At 73.7% G+C, this 21,311-nt stretch carries 17 protein-coding genes and 2 pseudogenes; 11 read left to right on the top strand and 8 right to left on the bottom strand.

Annotated features, from left to right (window positions below; translation table 11 throughout):
* The first annotated feature begins 80 nt into the window (after positions 1–80).
* The 3 genes from BUE45_RS27865 to BUE45_RS27855 are packed head-to-tail and all read left to right on the top strand — an operon-like array spanning position 81 to position 3,696.
* A complete protein-coding gene (locus BUE45_RS27865; protein ID WP_073383860.1) occupies positions 81–608 on the top strand; it encodes a PadR family transcriptional regulator in 528 nt (175 codons plus the stop codon).
* Positions 605–1,333 (top strand): ABC transporter ATP-binding protein, encoded by a 729-nt coding sequence (locus BUE45_RS27860; RefSeq protein ID WP_073383859.1) that lies wholly within the window; start codon positions 605–607, stop codon positions 1,331–1,333. Before BUE45_RS27865 ends, BUE45_RS27860 begins: the two co-directional genes overlap by 4 nt.
* A complete protein-coding gene (locus BUE45_RS27855) occupies positions 1,330–3,696 on the top strand; it encodes an ABC transporter permease (RefSeq protein ID WP_073383857.1) in 2,367 nt (788 codons plus the stop codon). Before BUE45_RS27860 ends, BUE45_RS27855 begins: the two co-directional genes overlap by 4 nt.
* A gap of 60 nt (positions 3,697–3,756) precedes the next feature.
* On the opposite strand, the pseudogene BUE45_RS34120 reads toward BUE45_RS27855, so the two are convergent.
* A pseudogene (locus BUE45_RS34120) lies at positions 3,757–4,044 on the bottom strand (aldo/keto reductase); the annotation flags it as partial.
* 573 nt (positions 4,045–4,617) lie between these two features.
* Between BUE45_RS34120 and BUE45_RS27845 the strand changes: the two are divergent.
* Positions 4,618–5,565 carry a threonine ammonia-lyase gene (locus tag BUE45_RS27845; RefSeq protein ID WP_073383855.1) on the top strand — a complete coding sequence of 316 codons (948 nt, stop codon included), beginning with the start codon at positions 4,618–4,620 and terminating at the stop codon, positions 5,563–5,565.
* 320 nt (positions 5,566–5,885) lie between these two features.
* Here BUE45_RS27845 and BUE45_RS32735 read toward each other — a convergent pair whose 3' ends face one another.
* Positions 5,886–6,080 carry a hypothetical protein gene (locus tag BUE45_RS32735; RefSeq protein WP_178378678.1) on the bottom strand — a complete coding sequence of 65 codons (195 nt, stop codon included), beginning with the start codon at positions 6,078–6,080 and terminating at the stop codon, positions 5,886–5,888.
* Positions 6,081–6,436: 356 nt separating this feature from the next.
* Between BUE45_RS32735 and BUE45_RS27835 the strand changes: the two genes are divergently transcribed.
* Together BUE45_RS27835 and BUE45_RS27830 are read left to right on the top strand one after the other, a co-directional pair.
* Positions 6,437–6,838, top strand: coding sequence for a hypothetical protein (locus BUE45_RS27835; protein ID WP_143173506.1), 402 nt, complete (start codon positions 6,437–6,439; stop codon positions 6,836–6,838).
* A complete protein-coding gene (locus tag BUE45_RS27830; protein WP_073383852.1) occupies positions 6,835–7,776 on the top strand; it encodes a hypothetical protein in 942 nt (313 codons plus the stop codon). Before BUE45_RS27835 ends, BUE45_RS27830 begins: the two co-directional genes overlap by 4 nt.
* Before the next feature lie 546 nt (positions 7,777–8,322).
* Here the strand turns inward: BUE45_RS27830 and BUE45_RS27825 are convergent.
* The 4 genes from BUE45_RS27825 to BUE45_RS27810 form a co-directional block, all read right to left on the bottom strand.
* On the bottom strand, positions 8,323–9,006 hold the full coding sequence (locus BUE45_RS27825) for a transient-receptor-potential channel family protein (RefSeq protein WP_178378677.1): 684 nt from the start codon (positions 9,004–9,006) through the stop codon (positions 8,323–8,325).
* A 25-nt stretch (positions 9,007–9,031) separates the two neighbouring features.
* Entirely contained in the window at positions 9,032–9,832 is an 801-nt protein-coding gene (locus tag BUE45_RS32730; protein ID WP_245833501.1) for a DUF2637 domain-containing protein, read from the bottom strand.
* Positions 9,833–10,027: 195 nt separating this feature from the next.
* Entirely contained in the window at positions 10,028–10,711 is a 684-nt protein-coding gene (locus BUE45_RS27815) for a GntR family transcriptional regulator (RefSeq protein ID WP_178378674.1), read from the bottom strand.
* A gap of 73 nt (positions 10,712–10,784) precedes the next feature.
* Complete coding sequence (locus tag BUE45_RS27810) at positions 10,785–11,972, bottom strand: molybdopterin molybdotransferase MoeA (protein WP_245833500.1); 1,188 nt, start codon at positions 11,970–11,972, stop codon at positions 10,785–10,787.
* A gap of 151 nt (positions 11,973–12,123) precedes the next feature.
* Here BUE45_RS27810 and BUE45_RS27805 point away from each other — a divergent pair, with 151 nt between their 5' ends.
* From BUE45_RS27805 to fdhD, 5 genes are all read left to right on the top strand, one after another.
* Positions 12,124–13,107 carry a 2-dehydropantoate 2-reductase gene (locus BUE45_RS27805; RefSeq protein WP_073383846.1) on the top strand — a complete coding sequence of 328 codons (984 nt, stop codon included), beginning with the start codon at positions 12,124–12,126 and terminating at the stop codon, positions 13,105–13,107.
* A gap of 137 nt (positions 13,108–13,244) precedes the next feature.
* On the top strand, positions 13,245–15,209 hold the full coding sequence (locus tag BUE45_RS27800) for a molybdopterin oxidoreductase family protein (RefSeq protein ID WP_073383845.1): 1,965 nt from the start codon (positions 13,245–13,247) through the stop codon (positions 15,207–15,209).
* Between the two features lie 205 nt (positions 15,210–15,414).
* Positions 15,415–17,424: an NAD(P)H-dependent oxidoreductase subunit E gene (locus tag BUE45_RS27795; RefSeq protein ID WP_073383843.1), complete on the top strand. Its 2,010-nt coding sequence runs from the start codon at positions 15,415–15,417 to the stop codon at positions 17,422–17,424.
* Complete coding sequence (locus BUE45_RS27790) at positions 17,421–18,362, top strand: 2Fe-2S iron-sulfur cluster-binding protein (RefSeq protein ID WP_073383841.1); 942 nt, start codon at positions 17,421–17,423, stop codon at positions 18,360–18,362. The genes BUE45_RS27795 and BUE45_RS27790 overlap by 4 nt, the downstream gene beginning before the upstream one ends.
* A gap of 132 nt (positions 18,363–18,494) precedes the next feature.
* Positions 18,495–19,376 (top strand): formate dehydrogenase accessory sulfurtransferase FdhD, encoded by an 882-nt coding sequence (gene fdhD / locus BUE45_RS27785; RefSeq protein WP_073383839.1) that lies wholly within the window; start codon positions 18,495–18,497, stop codon positions 19,374–19,376.
* 195 nt (positions 19,377–19,571) lie between these two features.
* Here the strand turns inward: fdhD and BUE45_RS27780 are convergent, their stop codons facing one another.
* Both BUE45_RS27780 and BUE45_RS33605 read right to left on the bottom strand, forming a co-directional pair.
* A complete protein-coding gene (locus BUE45_RS27780; protein WP_073383838.1) occupies positions 19,572–21,134 on the bottom strand; it encodes an aldehyde dehydrogenase family protein in 1,563 nt (520 codons plus the stop codon).
* Positions 21,131–21,311, bottom strand: a pseudogene (locus BUE45_RS33605) (succinate--CoA ligase subunit alpha); the annotation flags it as partial. The gene BUE45_RS27780 and the pseudogene BUE45_RS33605, both read right to left, overlap by 4 nt.

The following is a 21,311-nucleotide window of genomic DNA, read 5'->3' as shown; positions in this document are numbered from 1 at the left end:
CGGACGACGGGCCCGCCGGCTCCCACCTGCGCGGACCTCACTATGCAAAGCGGGTATACACACCGTGTATAGTCGGCGTCATGTCTCTCGGCCAAACACTTCTGGGGCTGCTCGAAACCCGCCCCCAGCACGGATACGACCTCAAACGCGCCTACGACGAGCGCTTCGCCGCCGCCCGCCCGCTCGCCTACGGGCAGGTCTACGCCACCCTCTCCCGGCTGCTCAAGAACGGGCTGGTGGAGGTGGAGGCGGTGGAGCCCGGCGCGGGCCCCGAGCGCAAGCGCTACACCGTGACCGACTCCGGGGTCACCGACGTCGAAGCGTGGCTCGCCGCCCCGGAGGCCCCCGAGCCCTACCTCCAGAACACCCTCTACACCAAGGTCGTGCTCGCCCTGCTCACCGGCCGCTCGGCCGACGGGATCCTCGACGTCCAGCGGGCCGAGCACCTGCGCCTGATGCGCGAGCTCACCCGCCGCAAGACGGACGGGGACCTCTCCGACCAGCTCATCTGCGACCACGCGCTGTTCCACCTGGAGGCCGACCTGCGGTGGCTGGAACTGACCGCCGCCCGGCTGAACGACCTGGCCGGAGAGGTGCGCGGCCGATGAACCGACCCGCCTCCCCCGCGCTCCCCGACCGCCTCCCCGGGGACCCCGCGCCGCCCCTGCTCGCCGGCTCCGGCCTGCGCAAGTCCTTCGGCCTCACCCGGGCCCTGGAGGACGCCTCCCTCAGCCTGTACCCCGGTGAGGTCGTCGCCGTCATGGGCCCCTCCGGGTCGGGCAAGTCCACCCTGCTGCACTGCCTGGCCGGGGTGGTGCGGCCCGACGCCGGGACCATCGAGTACGGCGGGCAGGACCTGGTCACCGCCTCGGACCCCCGGCTCAGCGCGCTGCGCCGCTCCGAGTTCGGCTTCCTGTTCCAGTTCGGCCAGCTCGTCCCCGAACTCTCCTGCCTGGAGAACGTCGCACTCCCCCTGCGGCTCGGCGGGTGGTCCCGCCGCCGGGCGGAGCGCAGCGCCGCCGAGTGGCTGGACCGGCTGGACGTGGGCGGACTCGCGCGCAAGACCCCCGGCGAGTGCTCGGGCGGCCAGGGCCAGCGGGTCGCGGTGGCCCGCGCCCTCATCACCGGACCGCGCGTGGTGTTCGCCGACGAACCCACCGGAGCGCTCGACTCCCTGAACGGCGAACGGGTGATCCGCATGCTCACCGAGGCGGCCCGGGAGACCGGGGCGGCCGTGGTCGTGGTGACGCACGAGGCCCGGGTGGCCGCCTACGCCGACCGCGAGGTCGTCTGCCGGGACGGCCGCACCCTCGACACCGGAGCCCGGGGATGAGCCCGCGCGAGCGCGACCCCGCCGGGCCCGGACCCGCGCGCGAGCGCCCGTCCCGCCCGGGCGAGCTGCGGCTGGGCGCGCAGCTCGCCCTGCGCGGCGGCCGGGAGGTCGTCCTGCGGACCCTCCTGACGGCGATCGGGGTCGGCGTGGCCACCGCCGCGCTGCTCCTGGCCGCCTCCCTGCCGACCGTCCTGGACCGCCTGTCCGAGCGGAACGCGGACCGCGTGGACCACCAGGTCGCCCCGGACCCGCCGCCCCCGGCGGGCGAGGACACCCTGCTGATCGGCATCGCCACCACCACCTACGAGACACAGGAGATCCACGGCCGCCTGCTGCGGGCCGAGGGGTCCGACCCCCCGCTCCCGCCCGGCGTGGCCGAGATCCCCGGACCGGGCGAACTCCTCCTCTCCCCCGCCCTGGCCGACCTGATCGACGCCCCGGGCAACGAGGTCCTCCGGGACCGGTTCGACCAGACCGTCGTCGGGGAGATCGGGCCGGAGGGCCTCCTGGGACCGCACGAGGCGGCCTTCTACCTCGGCAGCGACGACCTGTCCGTGGAGAACGCCGGGATACGGATCACCGGGTTCGGCGGGGAGCCGGGCCCGGTCCTTCGGGGACCGGTCGTCCTGCTGCTCGGTGTGGTCGGCGCGGTCGTCATGCTCACCCCGGTCGTGGTCTTCCTCGGCGCGGCGGTGCGCTTCGGCGGCGAGCAGCGCGAACGGCGCCTGGCGGCGCTGCGCCTCATGGGGGCCGACCGGGGGGCCGTCCGCCGCATCGCGGCCGGCGAGACCCTCCCCGGTATCGGGCTCGGCCTGGTGCTCGGGGCGGTGCTCTTCCTCGCCGGGCGCCCGCTCGTGGAGACGGTGCGGGTGAGCTCCGGCCTGTACGCCGGCGACGTGACACCGCACCCGGTGCTCGGCGCGCTGGTGTTCGCCGGGGTGCCGCTGCTGGCCCTGTGGGTGGTGCTCGCCTCCCTGCGCGGTGTCGTGGTGGAACCGCTCGGCACGGTGCGCCGGGCCGAGCGGGCGCGCCCCAAGCTGTGGTGGCGCCTGCTGCTCCTGGTGCTCGGGGTGGTCCTGATCTTCCTGAGCATGAGCCCCGGCCAGGGGGCGAGCGGGGACGGGTGGCTGCCCCTGGTGACGATCGGACTCCTGGCCGCACTCTTCGGCACGACCGCCGTGCTGCCCTGGCTGGTGGACCGGCTGTTCGGACGCGCCTCGGGCGGCCCCCTCGCGCTCCAGCTGGCGGTGCGCCGGCTGGCGGCGGCGGGCGGCGGGCCCACCCGGGCGGTCAGCGGCATCGTGGTGACCGTCGCGGGGGCCATCGCGCTGCAGAGCCTGTTCGTGAACGCCTGGGCCGACGCGGAGGTGAGACTGGCGGACACCGCCGCCGAGGCGTACACCGTCGACGCGTTCGGCGCCGCCGGGTACCAGGTCCAGGCGGAGCTGTGGATGCCCCCCGCCGACGACGATCCCGCCGGGGCCCTCGCGCGGGTGCCCGGGGTGGAGGAGGCCGCCGCCTTCCGCACGGTGTGGGGCACCGCCGCCGACGGTACCGACGTCCCGGTCCGGATCGCCGACTGCGCCGTCCTGGTGCAGATGGCCGACCTGCCCGGCTGCTCCGCCGGGGACGTCTTCAGCGCGGTGCCGGGGCTGGGGTCCGGCGACACCCTCATGGTCCGCCCGCGGGACGGCGCGACGGAGAGCGCCTGGACGCTGCCCGCGGTCTCCGGTTTCGAGGGGCCGCTGGTCGAACACCCCTGGACCGGTGAGGGGCACACGGCGCGGGACGTGGTCCTGGCCACCCCGGAGGCCGCCGCCGTGCCCGGTGAGATCGCCGCCCGGAGCACGATCTGGATCCGGGCCGACCACACCGTCCCCGGGATGGAGGAGGGGGTGAGGCACACCGTCGCGGCGCTGGACCCGACCTCGCGCGCGCACTTCCCCATCACCACCCTGGTCAACCCCGGCATGCTCGACATCCGCGACGCGCTCGTCGCCGGGGCCCTGGCCTGCCTGACGGTGATCGCCGCGGGGCTGGTGGTGGGCACGGTCGAGCAGGTCCGCGGGCGCAGGCGGGTGCACGCGGTGCTCACCGCCTTCGGCGCCCGGCGGAGCACGCTGGTGGCCTCGGTGGTCTGGCAGACCACGCTGCCCGTGTTCCTGGGCATCGTGCTGGCCACGGCGGTCGGGACCGCCCTGGGGACCCTGATCCAGGGGGTGGCCGGGCTCCCCGTGCGCTTCGTCCCGGTGGAGACCCTCGTCATCGCGGGTGCGGGGGTGGGCGTGGCGGCCCTGACCACCCTCTTCGCGATCCCCGCGCTGCTGCGGACGATGCGCCCAGAGGGCCTGCGCTCGGAGTGAGGGGGTCGGGCGGCGGGTCCGCGGTGCCGTGCGCGCCGCCGGCCCGCCGCCGATGCCCAGGTCCCGGCACACGGGGAACAGCTCGTCCTCCGGACTCTGGTCGAACACGTTGTAGACGACCTGCACCGTGTCGATCAGGCCGGTGTCGGGCGTCCTGAGCACGTTCGTCGGCTCCCGGCGGTCGACGCTGATCCCGACCGCCCGGACGAGCCCTTCGCGTTCGGGCTCGCCGGCCGCTTCCCGCCCACGGTCGTCCTCGGACCAGGAGTCCTCCCAGACGTGGAACTGGAAGAGGTCCACACTGTCGACGCCGAGGTCGGCCAGGCTCTTCTCCGCGTATTCGCGGATGTGGTCCTCCGGAAAGACGTCCGCCGACTCGGATTCCCGCGTGGAGGGGAAGGCGGTGGTACGGGCTCTCGGCGGCGGGCCCGGCCGAACAGCCCCCTGCCCGGCCGGTTCTCAGCACTGCCGCACGGGGTCCGGCGGGCGTCCGCGCGCGGTGGTCGGCGGACCCCCGTTTCCAGGGTCACCGGCGGCGCGGCCGGGACGGTGGGCCCCGGTGCGGCCGGGTCGACCACCGCGGCCCGGCGGGAGACGGCCCCGGAGGCGCGGCGGCCGTGTGTGCGCCGCTGGACCGCGCCGGGATGGAGCCCCGCCTGCCCGCCGGGGGCGCGCCGGGTGCGCCGGGCGTCCTCCCGGAGGAGGCGCGGCGGGTGGTGGCCGGTGGTGCCGGGTGTGGGGGGCACGCGAGAATGGCGTGCGACGGCCGCAGGTGCTTCCGTCGCGACCACCTTCCTCCCCCCTGCCGTGAGGGGAGCGTCCGCCCCGGAGAACGGGGGGCGCTCCGCGTCGGCGTGTGCGTGGCGCCGCTCGGGACACCTGACGCGGCTCCCCTGGCTCCGAGAGCGAAAGGCACGCGGTATGCACACCCCGGATCTGGACCTGGAGCGGATCGCCCGCGCCCCGGAGCTGATCGACCCGGTCTTCCTGAACTCCCCGCAGTACGTGGACGAACAGCTGTGCGCCGCGCTCGGGCGGCGTGTCGTGGTCAAGGTCGAGACCCTCAACCCCCTGCGCAGCTTCAAGGGCAGGGGCGTGGACCTGCTGGCGCGGGAGTTCGCCCCGGGAACCCGCATGGTGTGCACCTCCACCGGCAACTTCGGCCAGGCCGTGGGGTACGCGGCCACCCGGCACGGCCTGGGGGCGGAGGTCTTCGTCCCCGCGGGGACCAGCCGGGTCAAGCTCACCCGGATGGGCGCCCTGGGCGCGCGGGTGCACGAGGTCGCGGACGGCGGGGTGGGCCGGGCGGCCCGCGCCTTCGCCGCGGCGCACCCGGACGCGGTGTTCGTGCAGGACGGACTGCACCCCCGGATCGCCGAAGGCGCGGGGACCATCGGCGTGGAGCTGCTGCGCGCGGGGCCGATCGACACGGTGGTGCTGCCCGTCGGGGACGGCTCCCTGATCACCGGGGTGGCCCGGTGGGTCAAGGAGCACTCCCCCGCGACCCGGGTCGTGGGGGTGTGCGCGCAGGGCGCGCCGAGTATGGCCACCAGCTGGGACCGGGGGCGGGCGGTCTCCACGGCGGGGACCGACACCTTCGCCGAGGGGATCGCGATCAGTGAGCCGATTCCGGAGTCGGTGGCGCGGATGCGGGCGCTGGTGGACCGGATGGTGGTGGTCACCGACGCCGAGATGCTCGCTGCCATGCGGACGGCGCTGACGACGCTCGGAGTCGTACCCGAGCCCGCGGGGGCGGCCGGCCTGGCCGCGATCGCCTCCCGGGAGCTGCCCGGTGAGGTGGTGGCCACGGTCATCACCGGCGCCAATGTGGATCAGGGGCTGTTCCCCCGGGTGATGGCGGCGCCGTGACGGAGCGGTCCGTGCCGCTCCGGCAGAGCCGCCGCCCGGTCCGGTTCCCACGGCGGGGGACCGGACCGGGCGGGCACGCACGGGGACGGGCGGTGTCCCGTACCGGGTGCGGAGCGGGCTCCGCGCCGCCGCGGGAGCCCGGCCGTGACAGGAGCCGTCACCGCTCGACGTCCCCCGGCGCCGTGCCCGCGGCGTCCGGCAACCTCCCGACGGGTGGCGGGCGGTTTCCGGGAGACGGGAACGCCCCCCGACTGCCTGCGACCGCCGTGCAGGTCCCGCAACGGAACCCTCTGATCTGCGCGGATGGCCGAAGCGCCAGGTCAGGACTGCACCCCGTCGACCTCCACGCCGAGGGTGCGGAACTGCGGCTGGACGCCACCGAGATCCAGGTCCACAGGCTCCAGGCGGGCCGCGGCGACCGGCGGGCATTCGTGGCGGGCAAGAAGAAGCACGAGCACGATGAAGGCCACCGTCGTGGCCGACCACCGAAGGCGCACGTTGTGGAGCGATTCCATCGGATTTCTTTTGGAGGGCCACGGTCTCCTGAGTTCAGGGCCGATGGAGGTCAGCACTACGGGGGTGATCGACCACGTGCTGGTGGCGGGAACCGGTCTCAGGATCGGAGCCGTCGGCCGCCACCTGGACGGGCGGGAGGTCGGGGTGCCCCTAGGGTGCGGGTATGGAGACGACCGGGGAACACCGCTTCGACGGTGTGATCTTCGACTTCTTCGGGGTGCTCACCCCGGCTGGGTCGCGAACCTCATCACGGACTGGGCGCTCGTGCCCGAAGGGATCTGGGACGGCTCCACGGACGAGATCCGCACGTGGCTCGATGCGGAAGAGAACCAGGGCAGCGGGAAGCTGATCGTCGATGAACGATACGGATGCCACGACGATCCAGTGGCTCAACCTGCTGCACGGCTCACCGAGCTTCGTCATCCGTATCGACCCGCGCACGAGCACGCCGACGGTGGTGCAGGTCGAGGTCGTGCCTGACGACGACGGCGTGTACTGGATCGCCGGGACGACGACCCTCCCGCGCGGCGACGTGCTCCCCTCGGTCTTCCAGGTCGACACCGCAGCCGGTGGGAGTCTCCTGGGCGTGCACTGGAAGATCCACGGAAGGTGGATGTCCTCGTCGGACAGGACGCAGGTCCTCGCAGCACTGGATGCCGGGGAGGGCGACATGTTCCCGTTCAACTGGACCTACGTGGTGCCACTGGCGCGCAACGTCTATCTCGACGGCACCGGGGCGTCGGAGGGCACGGCATGACCCGGGAGCGGCTGGAGAACCTCACCGGCGTCATCCTTGGGTCCCCGGCCGATGAGGTCGCCCTGGCGGTCGCGGATGCGCTGGCGCCGGCACCGCTTCCGCCTGCGTTGCGTGCGTTCCTGACGATCTGCGACGGTGCGCAGGCCGGCGGCGTCGAGGTGTTCAGCGCCGAACGCATCACGCAGGCGACGAACCACGGCGCACACTCCTGGCAGTTGCCTGCCGACACTCTGGTCATCGGGACGGCGGGTCCCGGTCGCGCGCTGATCATGGGCGCGGGCCAGGACGAGGTCCATGAGGTCGACGACGATCCTTGGGACGCGCGCACACTCGAACTCACCGCGGACACGCCGCTGGATCTGTTCGTGCGCCACCGCGGGATGCCGCTGCAGGACCGCGCTCCGTGGTCGGTGATTCCCGGTCTCGGTGCGGCGCTCGACGTGACCCGGGCGAGCCTGACCCGCGACGTCGAGGCACTGCTGGATACCGGCATCGCTTCCCGTGTCGGCGAGCCACTGCCGTTGTCGCTCCGGGGGTTGCGACAGCTCGACGTCGCCTCCGGGGCACGGCTGCCGGCCTCGGACGAGTACCACATGTTCCTCGTCAACTACCGCCCCGATGCCCCAGCGACCGGCCCATCGGCCAGGAAGGAGTGGGAGCAGGCATGCGAAGCGATCGTCTCGGCAGCCCTGCACGACCGCATCCGCGCCGCACCCGTGTCCGCGGTGATCGACGCGATCGGGTCGGTGAGCGACGATGACGAGATGACGATGGCGGATACCGTCAGATCATCGGCATGGTTGGCGCTGCTCGGTAAAACCCGTGATGAACTCGCCCTTCTGCTCGGGGGCGAAGACCATGGGGACGCTCCCTTGCGTCAGCTCGCGCAGGTGATCCTCGCCGGGCACGTGCCCGTGAGCCTCGATGCCGCGATCTGAGATGGGAAGAGTGTTCGCCGTTCTTCAGAAAATCGTCGACTCGCTATCGTCAGGCGATCTGCAGGCCGTCGTCGTCAGCGGCATGAGCGGCGACCTCACGTTGAGTTGCGAGTACCGGCTGAACGAGTCACCCCTCATGCGGATCCAGAACGGCCACGTCCTGTAGCGTGCTCGCCGCTCGAACGTCTCGTCGCGATACCTGATGGGCTGCTTCGCTCAATGGCTCCTCCAGTGCCTCTTCCCGCCGCACCTGAGGTTGCGCCGCTCCGATCCGTCTGGCACCGTCACCTGTGAAAAAGCCGGATGCCCCATCGCTCCTCGGAGCGATGTCTCCGGATCTCTGCTTTACACGGAGCCGGGCCGGTCGATGCCGATCGCGAGGTCAGTACGAGGCCGCGCGCTCAGCCGGGCATTCAGCCCTGGGCCCGCCCGATTGCGGGCGTCGCCGAGAACGGTACGCGGCGACTGGAAGCCGCGGAGATCCACTCCGGCGGAAAGACGCGGGCAAGGCCGAGGACCTGCGCGGGCCGCTCACCTGCGTATCGGCTACGCGACCGGGTCTGGTTCAACGTTTCCGATGAGGAACTTGCCGACGAGTTCGTGGCGGTAGTGGTGCGCCAAAGGCTTGCCGAGTTGGGGTTCGACCTGATGCGGATCGGCACCATGCGCTTTGAACAGCTGGAAGATGCGGCTGAGGTCGTGCACCAGCTCAGCCGTCAGCGGCTTACCGTCGGACAACTGAGGCTTCTCGTCGTTACGGCGAGGCAGCACGTCGTGAGCGGTGAGCACCGCACGACCAAAGGGGGTCGCACCCAGCGAGTCCTCGGCAGTCGCATCAGCGCCCGCCTCGATGAGCGCGACGAGCATCTCGAACGCTTCATCGTTCTTCGCGGTCTCGGCGAGGATCCAGACCTGCTCAGAGTCCGCGTTGAAGGTCCGACGCGACCAGCGCGACCGCATCACCGCGGCTACCGCGGCGTCGTGAAGCACAGATCTCGACCAGCCGGTCGACGACTTCGCATCGACGAAGCTCGGGTCGCTCCCCCTCCGCAGGAGCATCCTCGCGATGGTGAAGTGCCCCGTTCTGATCGCTACTTGCAGCGCGGACTGACCGGTGTACTTCTTCGGTGATCCCGTGGCAACAGCGTCGACCAGAAACGGATCCTTCTCAATCCGCGCCCTCACGCTCTCCTCATCGCCATTCACGATGTCCTTGAAGATCGCCTGCACCAACACTCCTCAGCTTCTGCATGAATCACGCCCAGGGCGGGCGGCGAGAAACGCCGGGCCCCGAGCGTGACTCTCGAATCATACGTGGCCGTCCTTCGTTGGAACTCATCTCAAAGCCATCAGCGTGCTTGGCCAGGTGCTTGTAGCGGATGAGGATGCAGGCGATGCCGAGCATGGCCGGGAAAGTGGAGGCCTCGCGTTCCCGGCGCACGTTCAACCTGCGGTAGGAGCCCGGCCAGGCGATCGAGCGCTCGATCTTGTGCCGGTGCCGGCCCAGGCGTCGGGAGGACCCGACGCCGGGGCGGGCCGGGCGCACTGCGATGCCGCGTTCGCGCAGCCGGCGGCGCTGAGCCCGGGAGTGGTAGGCCTTGTCGCCGTGGAGCTTGGCCGGACGCCGTCTCCGGGGGCCTCTCCTCGATCGCACCGCGGGGATATCGGGCCGGGGGCTTGAGGTGCGGAACTCGCGCATGAGCGGCTCGTACGCACCGATCAGCGCGAAGGACGGCCAGGCGTGGATGATCCGCGACCACTTCGTCGGGTCGGCCACCGCGACGCTCGCGGCAAGGGAGGCGATGGAGCCGAGGATGAGCAGGGTCCAGGGCAACAGGCCGCCCCGACGGCCGTGACGGGCATCGCCCAGCAAGGTCATGGGCGAGCCGACGATCATGCCGTCCACCGACAGCGGGAACAGCGCCGCGCGCCATTCGGATTCGCCGTGGCGCAGCGCGAGTTCGTACATGTGCGAAGAGGACACCACCGCGGCGATACCCGCGAGCATCAGCACGGCGGCGATGGCCACCATCCGTGACCACCGGGAGGGCTCCATCACGATCACTTCTCTCACGTGTGATCGAGGAACCCCCACAGGACCGGGAGCGGTGCGGCGGGTGGTGGGAGACGGCCGTCCCCAACACCCGCCGGGAGATTTCCGGGAGGCGGGAACGCCCCCCGACGGCCTGCGACCGCCGCGAAGGCCCAGCAACGGAACCCTCTGATCTGCGAGGGCGCCCGGACCGCCAGGTCAGGGCTGCACCCCGTCGACCTCCTCGTGGTAGGTGCGGCGGGTGCGCTCGGTGTGCTCGCTCATGAGGGCGCGGGCCCGCGCCGCGTCGCCGCGCTCGATGACCTCGACCAGCTCCTCGTGCTCGTCCCAGGAGGCCGAGCCGCGGATGCCGGCGACGGGCGCGTAGTACCAGCGGACCCGGCGGTCGACCTGGGCGGCCAGCTCGGCGAGCACCCGGTTGCCGGAGGCCTCGGTGACGGTCCGGTGGAAGTCGGCGTTGGCCTTGACCACGGCCTCGGTGTCCGCCCGCTCGGTGGCCTCGCGGCCCGCGGCGACCAGCGCGCGCAGGAGCCGGACCTGCTCGGGGGAGGCGTTCTCGGCGGCGAGCCTGGCGGACTCGGCCTCCAGCATGGCGCGGACCGCCAGGAGCTGGTCGGCCTCGCTCTCGGTGGGTGTGTGGACGAAAGCCCCGTAGCCGGGCCTCAGGTCCACCCAGCCCTCGTTGCTGAGCCGCTGCATGGCCTCGCGGACCGGCTGGCGCGAGACGCCGAGGGTGCCGGCCAGCTCGGTCTCGACCAGGTGCCGGCCGGGCGAGAGCGCCCGGGTGGTGATGAGGTCGAGGATGGCCTCGTAGACGGCCTCCCGCAGCGGGACCGGGCGCTGGATCCGTCCTGCGACGGCGTTCAATCCCTGCGAGGACATGAGGAGTCTCCAGATTCCGGCGGTGGGGTCGGTCTCACTGTAGACAGTGTACGAAGTGCATGGCGTGGGCGCGTCACCAGGGCAGTCCGACGAGTTCGACACGCCCCGGCGCGCGGACGGGCGGGACGACCGCGAGCGCGTCGGCCACGGCGGCCGCGCGCAGGTCGGCCGAGCCGCTGGAGGGCAGTTCCACCGCGAGGTCGCGGCTCACCCGTACCGGGACCAGCCGGACGTCGCGGGGGTGGGGCCGCGTCTCCCCGATGAGCCGGACCCGGCGCCCGGTGTGCGCCGGGTCGCGGCGTCCCGCGCGGCCGCTCAGCGCGGGGACGAGCAGGGTGAGGGCCGCGGCCAGGGCCGCGCCGGGGTTGCCGGGCAGGCCCACCACCAGGGCCCCGGAGGGGAGCACCGCAAGGACCTGTGGGTGGCCGGGGCGGCAGGCCACACCATCGACCGCGAACCTCGCGCCCAGGGCGGTCAGCGCCGCGCGCAGGTGGTCGGCCGGGCCCGCCGAGGAGGAGCCGCACACCGCGACGAGGTCGGTCCCCGGCACCGCCTCCAGGGCCTGCTCCAGGTCGCCCCGCCGGTCGGCCAGCAGGTCCGGGGGCGCGCAGTCGCCCCCGGACCAGGCGACCAGCCCGGGCAGTACCGGGCCGATCGCGTCGCGCACCGCCCCGGGGCGCGGGACGCCCTCCCGCACCACCTCGTCGCCGGTGACCAGGACGCGGACCCGGGGGCGGAGCACCGGCAGGGTGTCCCGTCCGAGGCTGGCGGCCAGGCCCAGGAGCACGGGGGTGACGGGGTGCCCGGCACGGGCGACCACCGCCCCGGCGGGGGTGGTCTCGCCCCGCAGCCGCAGGTGCCGCCCCGGCGCGGTCTCGCCGTTCAGGCGCCCGGCGTCCCGGCCCGCGCCGCCCGCCCCCGGCCCGGACGGGTCCGGGACGGCGTGCTCGTAGGGCAGGACCGAGGTGGTGCCGTCCGGCACGACGGCGCCCGTGGCCACCTCCACCGCCTCTCCCCCGTCCAGGCGGGCCACCGGCCCGCGGTGTCCGGCCAGCGCGCGCCCGAGCACGGTCCAGGGCCCCCCGCCGCTGACGGCGTAGCCGTCCATCGCGGCGCTGTCCAGGACGGGGACGTCGACGGCGGAGACGAGGTCGGCCCCGAGCGTGGCGCCCAGGGCACGGGCGAGCGGGACCTCCCCCACGGGCGCGGCGCCCGCGGCGCCGGCCTCGCGCGCCAGCTCGCGGGCGCGGGGCCAGGGCATCGGCGCGCGTTCCCGCCGGCGGCCGTGGAGACGAAGAAGCGGAGAAGTTTCCGAGGCGACCGGGTCGGGCATTCCTTCTCTCCCTGCCGTGGTGAGGAGACGCTTGTGTTAGAGCATACTGTATACAGTATGGCAAATGGAAGGAGTCCTCATGCGCATCGCCGTTCTCGGCGCCGGAGCGATCGGCGCCTACGCGGGCGCCGCGCTCCAGCGCGGCGGAGCCGATGTCCACCTCATCGCCCGCAACGAGCACCTGCGGGCCCTGCGCGAGCGGGGTGTGCGGGTGCTCAGCCCCCGCGGCGACTTCACCGGGCACCCCCACGCCACGGACGACCCCGCCGAGGTCGGCCCCGTGGACGTCGTCCTGCTCGGGCTCAAGGCGCAGCACTACGCCGCGTGCGGCCCGCTGCTGCGCCCCCTCCTGGGCCCGGCCACCTCCGTGGTCGCCGCCCAGAACGGCATCCCCTGGTGGTACTTCCACGGGGTCCCGGGCCCGTTCGCCGACCGCAGGGTCGAGAGCGTGGACCCGGGCGGCGCCGTCAGCCGGGCGATCCCGGTCGAGCGCGCCATCGGCTGCGTGGTCTACGCGGCCACGGAGATCGTGGAGCCGGGGGTGGTCAGGCACATCGAGGGCACCCGGTTCTCCATCGGCGAGCCGGACCGCTCCGACTCCCGGCGCTGCCGCGACCTGTCCGCGGCGATGGCGGCCGGCGGGCTGAAGTGCCCGGTCGAGCCCGACCTGCGCGTGGACATCTGGGTCAAGCTCATGGGCAACATCGTCTTCAACCCGCTCAGCGCGCTCACCCGCTCGACCATGGCGCAGATCTGCCGCCACCGCTCCACCCGGGACCTGGCCCGCACCATGATGAACGAGACCCTGGACGTGGCCGCCCGGCTGGGCGTGCGCCCCTCCGTCTCCGTCGAGCGCAGGCTCGCGGGCGCCGAGCGCACCGGCGACCACCGGACCTCCACGCTGCACGACCTGGAGCGGGGGCGCCCCATGGAGCTGGACGTCATCCTGTCCGCGGTGGTCGAACTGGCCGACCTGACCGGCGCCCCCGCGCCCACCCTGCGCGCGGTCGACGCCGTGGCGGGCCTGTTGAACCAGCGGGTCTCCGAGCCCGCCCCCGCCTGACCCGCCCACGCCCGGCCGCCACCCGCCCGGGACGCCTCCGCCCCTCCGGCCCCCTTCGCACCGGCCGCCCATTGCCCCGGCACGTAACATTGCATACAGTATTCTCTTCAAGGCCACGAACTCCAAGCGAGGCCAACATGCGCCGCTCCGAAGACTTCTCCACCTCCTACGAACGACTCACCCGGCCCCTGGTCCGCGAACACGGCGAACTGCGCCCGGCCTCCTGGGAGGAGGCCCTGGACCGCGCCGCGGCCGGGTTCCGGCAGGGCATCGACCGCCACGGGCCGAACTCCTTCGGCATGCTCTCCTGCGCCCGGGCCACCAACGAGATGAACTTCGTCGCGCAGAAGTTCACGCGCGTCGTCGTCGGCACCAACAACGTCGACTCCTGCAACCGCACCTGCCACGCGCCCAGCGTCGCGGGGCTGGCCGCCGCCTTCGGGTCCGGCGGCGGCACCTCCTCCTACTCGGAGATCGAGGACACCGACCTCATCGTGATCTGGGGCGGCAACCCGCGGTTCGCCCACCCGATCTTCTTCCAGCACGTGCTCAAGGGGGTGCGCAACGGGGCCCGGCTCTTCGTCGTGGACCCCCGGCGCACGCCCACCGCCGAGTGGGCCGACCGCTGGTTCGGCCTCAACGTGGGCACCGACATCCCGCTTGCGCACGCGGTCGGCCGGGAGATCCTGCACGCGGGGCTGGCCAACGAGTCCTTCATCGAGCGCGCCACCAGCGGCATCGACGAGTACCGCGCGCTGGTGGAGCCGTGGACGCCCGCCGCGGCCGAGGCCGAGACCGGCGTGCCCGCGGAGGCCGTCCGCGAACTCGCCCACACCTACGCCCGCGCCGAGCGCGCCCAGCTGTGCTGGACCCTCGGCATCACCGAGCACCACAACGCGACCGACAACGTGCGCTCGCTGATCAACCTGTCCCTGCTGACCGGGCACGTGGGCCGGCACGGCTCCGGCCTCAACCCGCTGCGCGGCCAGAACAACGTGCAGGGCGGCGGCGACATGGGCGCCATCCCCGACCGGCTGGTGGGCTTCCAGGACATCCTGGACCCCGGGGTCCGGGAGCCGTTCGAGCGCGCCTGGGGCCGGCCGATCCAGGGCCGCAAGGGCCTGAACCTGACCCAGATGTTCGAGGCCATGGAGGAGGGCGAGCTCAAAACCCTCTACGTCATCGGCGAGAACCCCGTGCAGTCCGAGCCCGAGACGCACAAGACCACCGCCCGGCTGCGGTCCCTGGACCACCTGGTGGTGCAGGACATCTTCCTCACCCGGACCGCCGAGCTGGCGGACGTGGTGCTCCCCGCGAGCGCCGCCTGGTGCGAGTCGGACGGCACCTTCACCAACAGCGAGCGGCGGGTCCAGCTGGTGCGCAAGGCGCTGGACCCGCCCGAGGGCGCCAGGGACGACATCGAGATCATGTGCGCGCTGGCCACCCGGCTCGGCCACCCGTGGGAGCGCCCGGCCGCCGAGGAGATCTGGAACGAGGTGCGCTCGCTGTCCCCCATGCACCGGGGCATGAGCTACGCGCGCCTGGCCGAGCTGGACGGCATCCAGTGGCCCTGCTACTCCGAGGACGCGCTGGAGCCGAGCTACCTGCACTCGCGCCTGTGGTCCAAGGCCCCGGCGCTGCGGGGCGATCCCGCACCGTTCGGGATCGTGGGCCACTCGCCGCCGGTGGACCTGCTGGACGAGGACTTCCCGTTCCGGCTCACCACCGGCCGCCGCCTGGACGACTACAACACCGGCGTGCAGACCGGGGGGTTCTCCTCGCCGCTGCGGCGGGGCGAGCTGCTGGACCTGTCCCCGGAGGACGCCGCCAAGCTCGGGATCGAGGACGGAGAGACCGTCCGCGTGACCTCCCGCCGCGGCTCGGTCCTGGTCCCGGCCTCGGTCACCGCGTCCATGCGGCCGGGCCTGGTGTTCATGACCTTCCACTTCCCGCACCAGGTCGACACCCAGCTGCTGACCATCGACGCCACCGACCCCATCGCCGGGACCGCCGAGTACAAGGCGGCGGCCGTGCGGATCGAGCGCCTGGGGCCCCGGCCCGCGGCCGAGCACAGGGGCGCCCCCGACGGGGCGCTCCGCTAGCCGAACGGAGCGGAGGGCGGACCGTCTCCCCAGCCCCCTGGCGGGACGGTCCACCCCCGTGCCCGACGGACCGGGCACCCGGAGGGACCGCCTCCGTCGCCGAATTCGCATCGGTGACGAGGGTTGTCAATCCGGAACTCCCATCCTACTGTCTCCTGTATACAGAATCCTGTGATCTGTCTTACATGATTGAGGTGATCCGGGCGTGGACCTGCGACTTCTGGACGAGGCGGCCACCGCCGACGAACGCGACGCCGTCGACTCCCTCCTGGGCACGCCCGAATCCGGCTGGGACGGCGGGACCCGCCAGGACTCCGACCTGCGCTACGCCCGGGGCGGGCACACCGCCCGGGACCGGCGCGACCTGCTCCTGCCCGCCCTGCACGCGGTCAACGACCGGGTGGGCTGGATCAGCCGCGGGGCGCTCAACCACATCTGCCGCAGGCTCACCGTCCCCCCGGCCGAGGCCTACGCCGTCGCCTCCTTCTACGCGATGTTCGCCCTGCACGAGCGCCCCCGGCGGGTCGTGCACCTGTGCACCGACATCGCCTGCGCGGCGGCGGGCTCGGACGGCCTGCGCGAACGGCTGGCCGCGCGCCTGGGCCCTCCCGGGACCGGCTCCGGCGACGCCCCCGCCGCCTGGCACGAGAGCCCGTGCCTGGGCATGTGCGAGCGCGCCCCCGCGGCCCTGGCCCTCCAGGCCGGGGCGCCGGCCCGGTTCGCGGTCGCGGCGCCCGCCACCCCCGGGGGCCTGGACGCCCTCGCCGAAGGCGGTCCCGGCGGACGGGGCGCGGACGGGGACCGCCCCTCCCCCGCGTCCGACCACCCCACCACCTTCCACCCCGGCCCCCCGCCCGGTGCCTCCCCCGAGCCCGGCCCCGCGGCCGCCGTGCCCGACGCCGGCTCCCCCGACCACGTCCTCCTGCGCCGGATCGGCCGCGTGGACCCGCTCAGCCTGGACGACTACCGCTCGGCGGGCGGATACGCGGCGCTGCGCGAGGCCCTGCGCCTGGGCCCCGCCGGGGTGATCCGGGAGGTCACCGACTCCGGCCTGGTCGGCCGGGGCGGCGCCGCCTTCCCCACCGGGCGCAAGTGGAACGCCACCGCCCAGCAGCCGGACGCCCCGCACTACCTGGTGTGCAACGCCGACGAGAGCGAGCCCGGGACCTTCAAGGACCGCGTCATCATGGAGGGCGACCCCTTCTCCCTGGTGGAGGCCATGACCATCGCCGGGTACGCGATCGGCGCGCGCACCGGCTACCTCTACATCCGGGGCGAGTACCCCCGGGCCCTCCTGCACCTGGAGAACGCGGTCTCGCTGGCCCGGGAGCGCGGCCTGCTCGGCCCCGACGTCATGGGGTCGGGCTTCTCCTTCGACATCGAGATCCGGCGCGGCGCGGGCGCCTACATCTGCGGCGAGGAGACGGCGATCTTCGGCTCCATCGAGGGGCAGCGCGGAGAGCCCCGCACCAAGCCGCCGTTCCCCGTGGAGAAGGGGCTGTTCGGCAAGCCGACCGCCGTGAACAACGTGGAGACCCTGGTCAACGTGCTTCCCGTCCTGCTGATGGGAGGACCGGCGTACGCGGCCGTGGGCACCGCGGGGTCCACCGGCCCCAAGCTGTTCTGCCTGTCCGGCGCGGTGCGCCGCCCCGGCCTGTACGAGCTGCCCTTCGGGGCCACCCTGGGCGACCTGGTGGAGGCGGCGGGCGGTCCGCACGAGGGCCGGTCCCTCAGGGCCGTGCTCCTGGGCGGGGCGGCCGGGACCTTCGTCCGGCCCGACGAACTCGACATCCCGCTGACCTTCGAGGGCGCGCGCGCCGCCGGGGCCTCGCTGGGCTCGGGCGTCGTGCTGGTCCTGGACGACACCGCCGACCTGCCCGCGATCCTGGCCCGGGTGGCCGCCTTCTTCCGCGACGAGTCCTGCGGGCAGTGCGTGCCCTGCCGGGTCGGCACCGTGCGCCAGGAGGAGTCCCTGCTGCGGCTGCGCTCGGGCGCCTCCCCCGCCGCGGAGGTCCCCCTGCTGCGGGAGGTCGGGCGGGCGATGCGGGACGCGTCGATCTGCGGGCTGGGCCAGACCGCCTGGAACGCCGTGGAGTCGGCGATCGACCGGCTCGGCCTGTACTCCGCGGACGACCCCGCCGCACCCGACCCCGCCCCCGGCGGCACAGCGACCCCAGCCCCGGGCGACCGGGCTGCGACCGAGGAGGCCCGATGACCGTCCCCGTACTCCTGCCCACCCCCCGACGGCTGATCGACGCGACCATCGACGGCGAGTCCGTCCGCGTCCCGGAGGGGACCACCGTCCTGGAGGCCTGCGAGGCCGCCGGGACCGAGGTGCCCACCCTCTGCTACGGCGACACCCTCACCCCGCGCAACGCCTGCCGCGTGTGCGTGGTGGAGGTGGAGGGCGCCCGCACGCTCGCCCCGGCCTGCTCGCGCAGGCTGGAGGCCGGCATGAGCGTGGCCACCGACTCCGAGCGGGTGCGGCACAGCCGCAAGCTGGTCCTGGAGCTGCTGGGCTCGTCGGTGGACCTGTCCACCACGCCCGCGGTCGCCGAGTGGATGGAGCGCTACGGCGCGGACCCGGGGCGGTTCGGCCCCCGGGCCGAGCCTGCCGCGCTCGGGGTGCGCGACGCCCGGCACGCGGGCGCGCACGAGCCCGGCGACGGCGCGGCGGCGGCGACCGTCGAGCAGCCCGCCAAGGTGGACAACGACCTGTACGTACGCGACTACTCCAAGTGCATCATGTGCTACAAGTGCGTGGACGCCTGCGGAGACCAGTGGCAGAACTCGTTCGCGATCGGGGTGGCCGGGCGCGGGTTCGACGCCCGCATCTCCACCGAGCACGACGTGGCGCTGCCCGACTCGGCCTGCGTGTACTGCGGGAACTGCATCGAGGTCTGTCCGACCGGGGCACTGTCGTTCACCACGGAGTTCGACATGCGCCGGGACGGCACCTGGAACGAGGAGGACCAGACCGAGACGACCACGGTGTGCACCTACTGCGGGGTCGGGTGCAACGTGACCCTGCACGTGCAGGACAACCGGATCGTCAAGGTGTCGTCCCCGCACGACAACCCGGTCACACACGGCAACCTGTGCATCAAGGGCAGGTTCGGCTTCCAGCACGTGCAGCGGCGCGGCGACGGCTGAGCCGCGGGGCGGAGTCCCGGTCCCGGCGCGGCGGTCCGTCCCGCACCGTTTTGACGCTTCGCCCCCTCGACACCGGATGTCGGGAAGAGTAGACCAGTAGACGGCCCGGACGCCGGAAGGCGGTGGTGGGGAATGGGACGGGTGACCGTCCGTGAGAGGGTCCTGCGGATCAGGGAGGGTGTCGAGGCCGAACGCGTGGACACCCTGGTCGTGGAGGAGCCGCTGGAGATCAGGCTGGACGGCTCGCCGTTGAGCATCACCATGCGCACCCCCGGGAGCGACTTCGACCTCGCCGCCGGGTTCCTGGTGAGCGAGGGCGTGGTGTCCGAGGGCTCGCAGGTCACCGCCATCCGCTACTGCGCGGGGGCCACGGAGGACGGGTCCAACACCTACAACGTGCTGGACGTGTCCCTGGCCCCCGGGGTGCCGCTCCCGGACACCTCGCTGGAGCGCAACTTCTACACCTCGTCCTCGTGCGGGCTGTGCGGCAAGGCCAGTCTGGACGCCGTGCGCACCAAGGCCCGGTGGCCGGTGGCCGACGACGGCCTGCGGATCGACGTGCCCACCCTCACCGGGCTCCCGGACCGCCTGCGCGAGGCCCAGCGGGTGTTCGACCGCACCGGCGGCCTGCACGCGGCCGGGCTGTTCACCGCCGCGGGCGAACTGCTGGCCCTGCGCGAGGACGTGGGGCGGCACAACGCGGTGGACAAGCTGGTCGGCTGGGCGCTGCGCTCGGGCCGGCTCCCGCTGCGCGAGACCGTGCTCATGGTCTCGGGCCGCGCCTCCTTCGAGCTGGTCCAGAAGGCGTGGATGGCGGGCATCCCCATGATGGCCGCCGTCTCGGCGCCCTCCTCCCTCGCTGTCGAACTGGCCACGGAGGCGGGCATGACGCTCGTCGGCTTCCTGCGCGGCAGCTCCATGAACGTCTACAGCGGCAGGAACCGCGTTCTCCTGGAGAGGGCGCTCACCGCGCCCTCGGCGGCCCCAGGGGTCCCGCGGCCTCCGCACCGGTAGGCGCGGCCCTGGCCGGTGCGTTCCAGCCCCCCGCACCGACCGGGGCCGATACCGGACTTCTCCGGCGCCGCTCGGGCCTGCGATGCGAGCGGCCCGCCGGCCGCCACGGGCCCGGGGGTTCGTCCCCCGGGCCCGTTCGGTGCGCCCGCCCCGGGGTCGGGGGAGCGGGCGCCGGCCGGATCCCGGGCGCACCGCCTACCGCACCGCCCCCTCCCATCCCTCGGGGCGCAGCGTGTAGTGCGGGAAGTTGCCGGGAGGCCGCTCGTGTCCGGGGCCCCGGGTGACGGCGTGCACGAGGAGCGCGCCGCCGACGAAGGCGCCGCGCCAGGAGTCGCCCCGGCCGCCGAACAGCTCGTCGCGGTCGCCGCGCGAGCGGGGGCGGTTGACGCCGACCTTGAAGGCCCGCACCCCGGCCGCCAGGCGCACGGCCGTGTCGGTGTCGTCGCAGGACAGCGTGGCGACCAGGGCGCCGTTGCTCGCGTTCATCGCCGCCATCAGCTCGGCCTCGGTGTCGACCGGCACGATCGAGTCGACCGGTCCGAAGGGCTCGGCGTGGAACAGCGGGGACGACCTCGGCGGCTCCAGCAGGGCCACCGGTGCCACGTAGGCGTCGGTGTTCTGGCCGGGGAGCAGCAGGGCGTCGTCCAGGGACCCGCGGTACAGCGGCACCGCCCCGCCCGCGACGGCCTCCGCCACCCGGTCGTTGAGCTCCTTGGCCTTGGCGGCGCTGATCAGCGGCCCGAAGTCCAGCCCGGGCGGGTCGTCGGCGGGGTCGGCGACCGCGAGCGGGTGGCCGAACCTCACCTGCTCCGCCGCGGCCAGGTACGCCTGGAGGAAGTCGGCGAACCGGGAGCGCTGCACCACGAACCGGGGGTAGGCCGTGCAGCGCTGCTTGGCGTAGTCGAAGGTCGCGCGGATCTGGCCGGAGAGGGTGTCCCAGTCGTCGTACTCCCACACCCCCCAGCAGTTGAGCCCCTCCTGTTCCAGGATGTGGGGCCGGTCCAGGTCCGCCAGGTCGGCGGCGACCCGGCCGCCGGTGTCGCGGCCCCCGACGAAGGACACGCAGCCGATCTCCGGGCTGCGGACCAGCGCCGGGGCGAGGTCCCGGCCGCCCCCGCCGACCAGGGTGAACGGCAGGCCCTCCCGCACGGCCAGGGCGACCGCGAGGGTGAGGCACACCAGGCCGCCGTCGGTGGGGGTCTTGGCGATCACGCCGTTGCCCGCCAGGGCCTGCACGCACATGGCGTGCGCCAGGACGCTCATCGGGTAGTTCCAGCTGGCGATGTTGCTGACGGGCCCGTCCAGGGCGCGCCGGCCGTCCAGCATCCCGTCGATCCCGTCCAGGTACCACTCCACGCCGGAGACGGCCCGGTCGACGTCCTGGCACGCCAGCCGCCAGGGCTTGCCGATCTCCCAGACGAGCGCCAGGGCCAGGGTGTCCCGGTGCGCGGCCCAGGCCCGGACCGCGGCCCGGACCCGGGTGCGCCGCTCCTCCAGCGGGACCCGGGTCCAGGCGCGGTGCTCGATCGCGGCCGCCGCCACGGCCCGGGCCGCGGTCGGGGCATCGAGCATGGGCGGCCCGGCGATCTCGGCGCCGTCCACCGGGGAGTGGGAGGTGCGCGGACGTCCGTCCGCGCGCCACCGGCCGCCCCAGCGGTTGTGCACCCGGTCGGCCCCGAAGGCCTCCGGGGCGGCCGCGCGGCACCGGGCGTACAGGGCCGCCCACTCGGTGCCGGGTTTGAGGATCGTCTCCGTCATGGGGTCGCGGACGCCTGCGCCGGGGCGCGGCCGTCCCCCTCCTCTCGGTGGTCGGCCGTCTCCAGGACGGACCGGGCGATCCCGGCGGTTTCGCTGGGGGTCTTGCCGACCTTGACGCCGGCGGCCTCCAGGGCCTCCTTCTTCGCCGCGGCCGTCCCCGAGGAACCCGACACGATG

Source organism: Nocardiopsis flavescens, from assembly GCF_900141985.1.
In the GTDB taxonomy this organism is placed as follows: Bacteria; Actinomycetota; Actinomycetes; order Streptosporangiales; family Streptosporangiaceae; genus Nocardiopsis; species Nocardiopsis flavescens.
This window is presented reverse-complemented; position numbering and strand designations above follow the sequence as displayed.

Coding starts and splice junctions, on each gene's coding strand:
- BUE45_RS27835 (WP_143173506.1), top strand. CDS start 6,437: ATGAACGATACGGATGCCACGACGATCCAGTGGCTCAACCTGCTGCAC.
- BUE45_RS27800 (WP_073383845.1), top strand. CDS start 13,245: ATGCGCCGCTCCGAAGACTTCTCCACCTCCTACGAACGACTCACCCGG.
- BUE45_RS27780 (WP_073383838.1), bottom strand. CDS start 21,134: ATGACGGAGACGATCCTCAAACCCGGCACCGAGTGGGCGGCCCTGTAC.
- BUE45_RS27815 (WP_178378674.1), bottom strand. CDS start 10,711: ATGTCCTCGCAGGGATTGAACGCCGTCGCAGGACGGATCCAGCGCCCG.
- BUE45_RS27855 (WP_073383857.1), top strand. CDS start 1,330: ATGAGCCCGCGCGAGCGCGACCCCGCCGGGCCCGGACCCGCGCGCGAG.
- BUE45_RS27805 (WP_073383846.1), top strand. CDS start 12,124: ATGCGCATCGCCGTTCTCGGCGCCGGAGCGATCGGCGCCTACGCGGGC.
- BUE45_RS27860 (WP_073383859.1), top strand. CDS start 605: ATGAACCGACCCGCCTCCCCCGCGCTCCCCGACCGCCTCCCCGGGGAC.
- BUE45_RS27865 (WP_073383860.1), top strand. CDS start 81: ATGTCTCTCGGCCAAACACTTCTGGGGCTGCTCGAAACCCGCCCCCAG.
- BUE45_RS32735 (WP_178378678.1), bottom strand. CDS start 6,080: ATGGAATCGCTCCACAACGTGCGCCTTCGGTGGTCGGCCACGACGGTG.
- BUE45_RS27790 (WP_073383841.1), top strand. CDS start 17,421: ATGACCGTCCCCGTACTCCTGCCCACCCCCCGACGGCTGATCGACGCG.
- BUE45_RS27845 (WP_073383855.1), top strand. CDS start 4,618: ATGCACACCCCGGATCTGGACCTGGAGCGGATCGCCCGCGCCCCGGAG.
- BUE45_RS32730 (WP_245833501.1), bottom strand. CDS start 9,832: ATGGAGCCCTCCCGGTGGTCACGGATGGTGGCCATCGCCGCCGTGCTG.
- BUE45_RS27830 (WP_073383852.1), top strand. CDS start 6,835: ATGACCCGGGAGCGGCTGGAGAACCTCACCGGCGTCATCCTTGGGTCC.
- BUE45_RS27810 (WP_245833500.1), bottom strand. CDS start 11,972: ATGCCCTGGCCCCGCGCCCGCGAGCTGGCGCGCGAGGCCGGCGCCGCG.
- fdhD (WP_073383839.1), top strand. CDS start 18,495: ATGGGACGGGTGACCGTCCGTGAGAGGGTCCTGCGGATCAGGGAGGGT.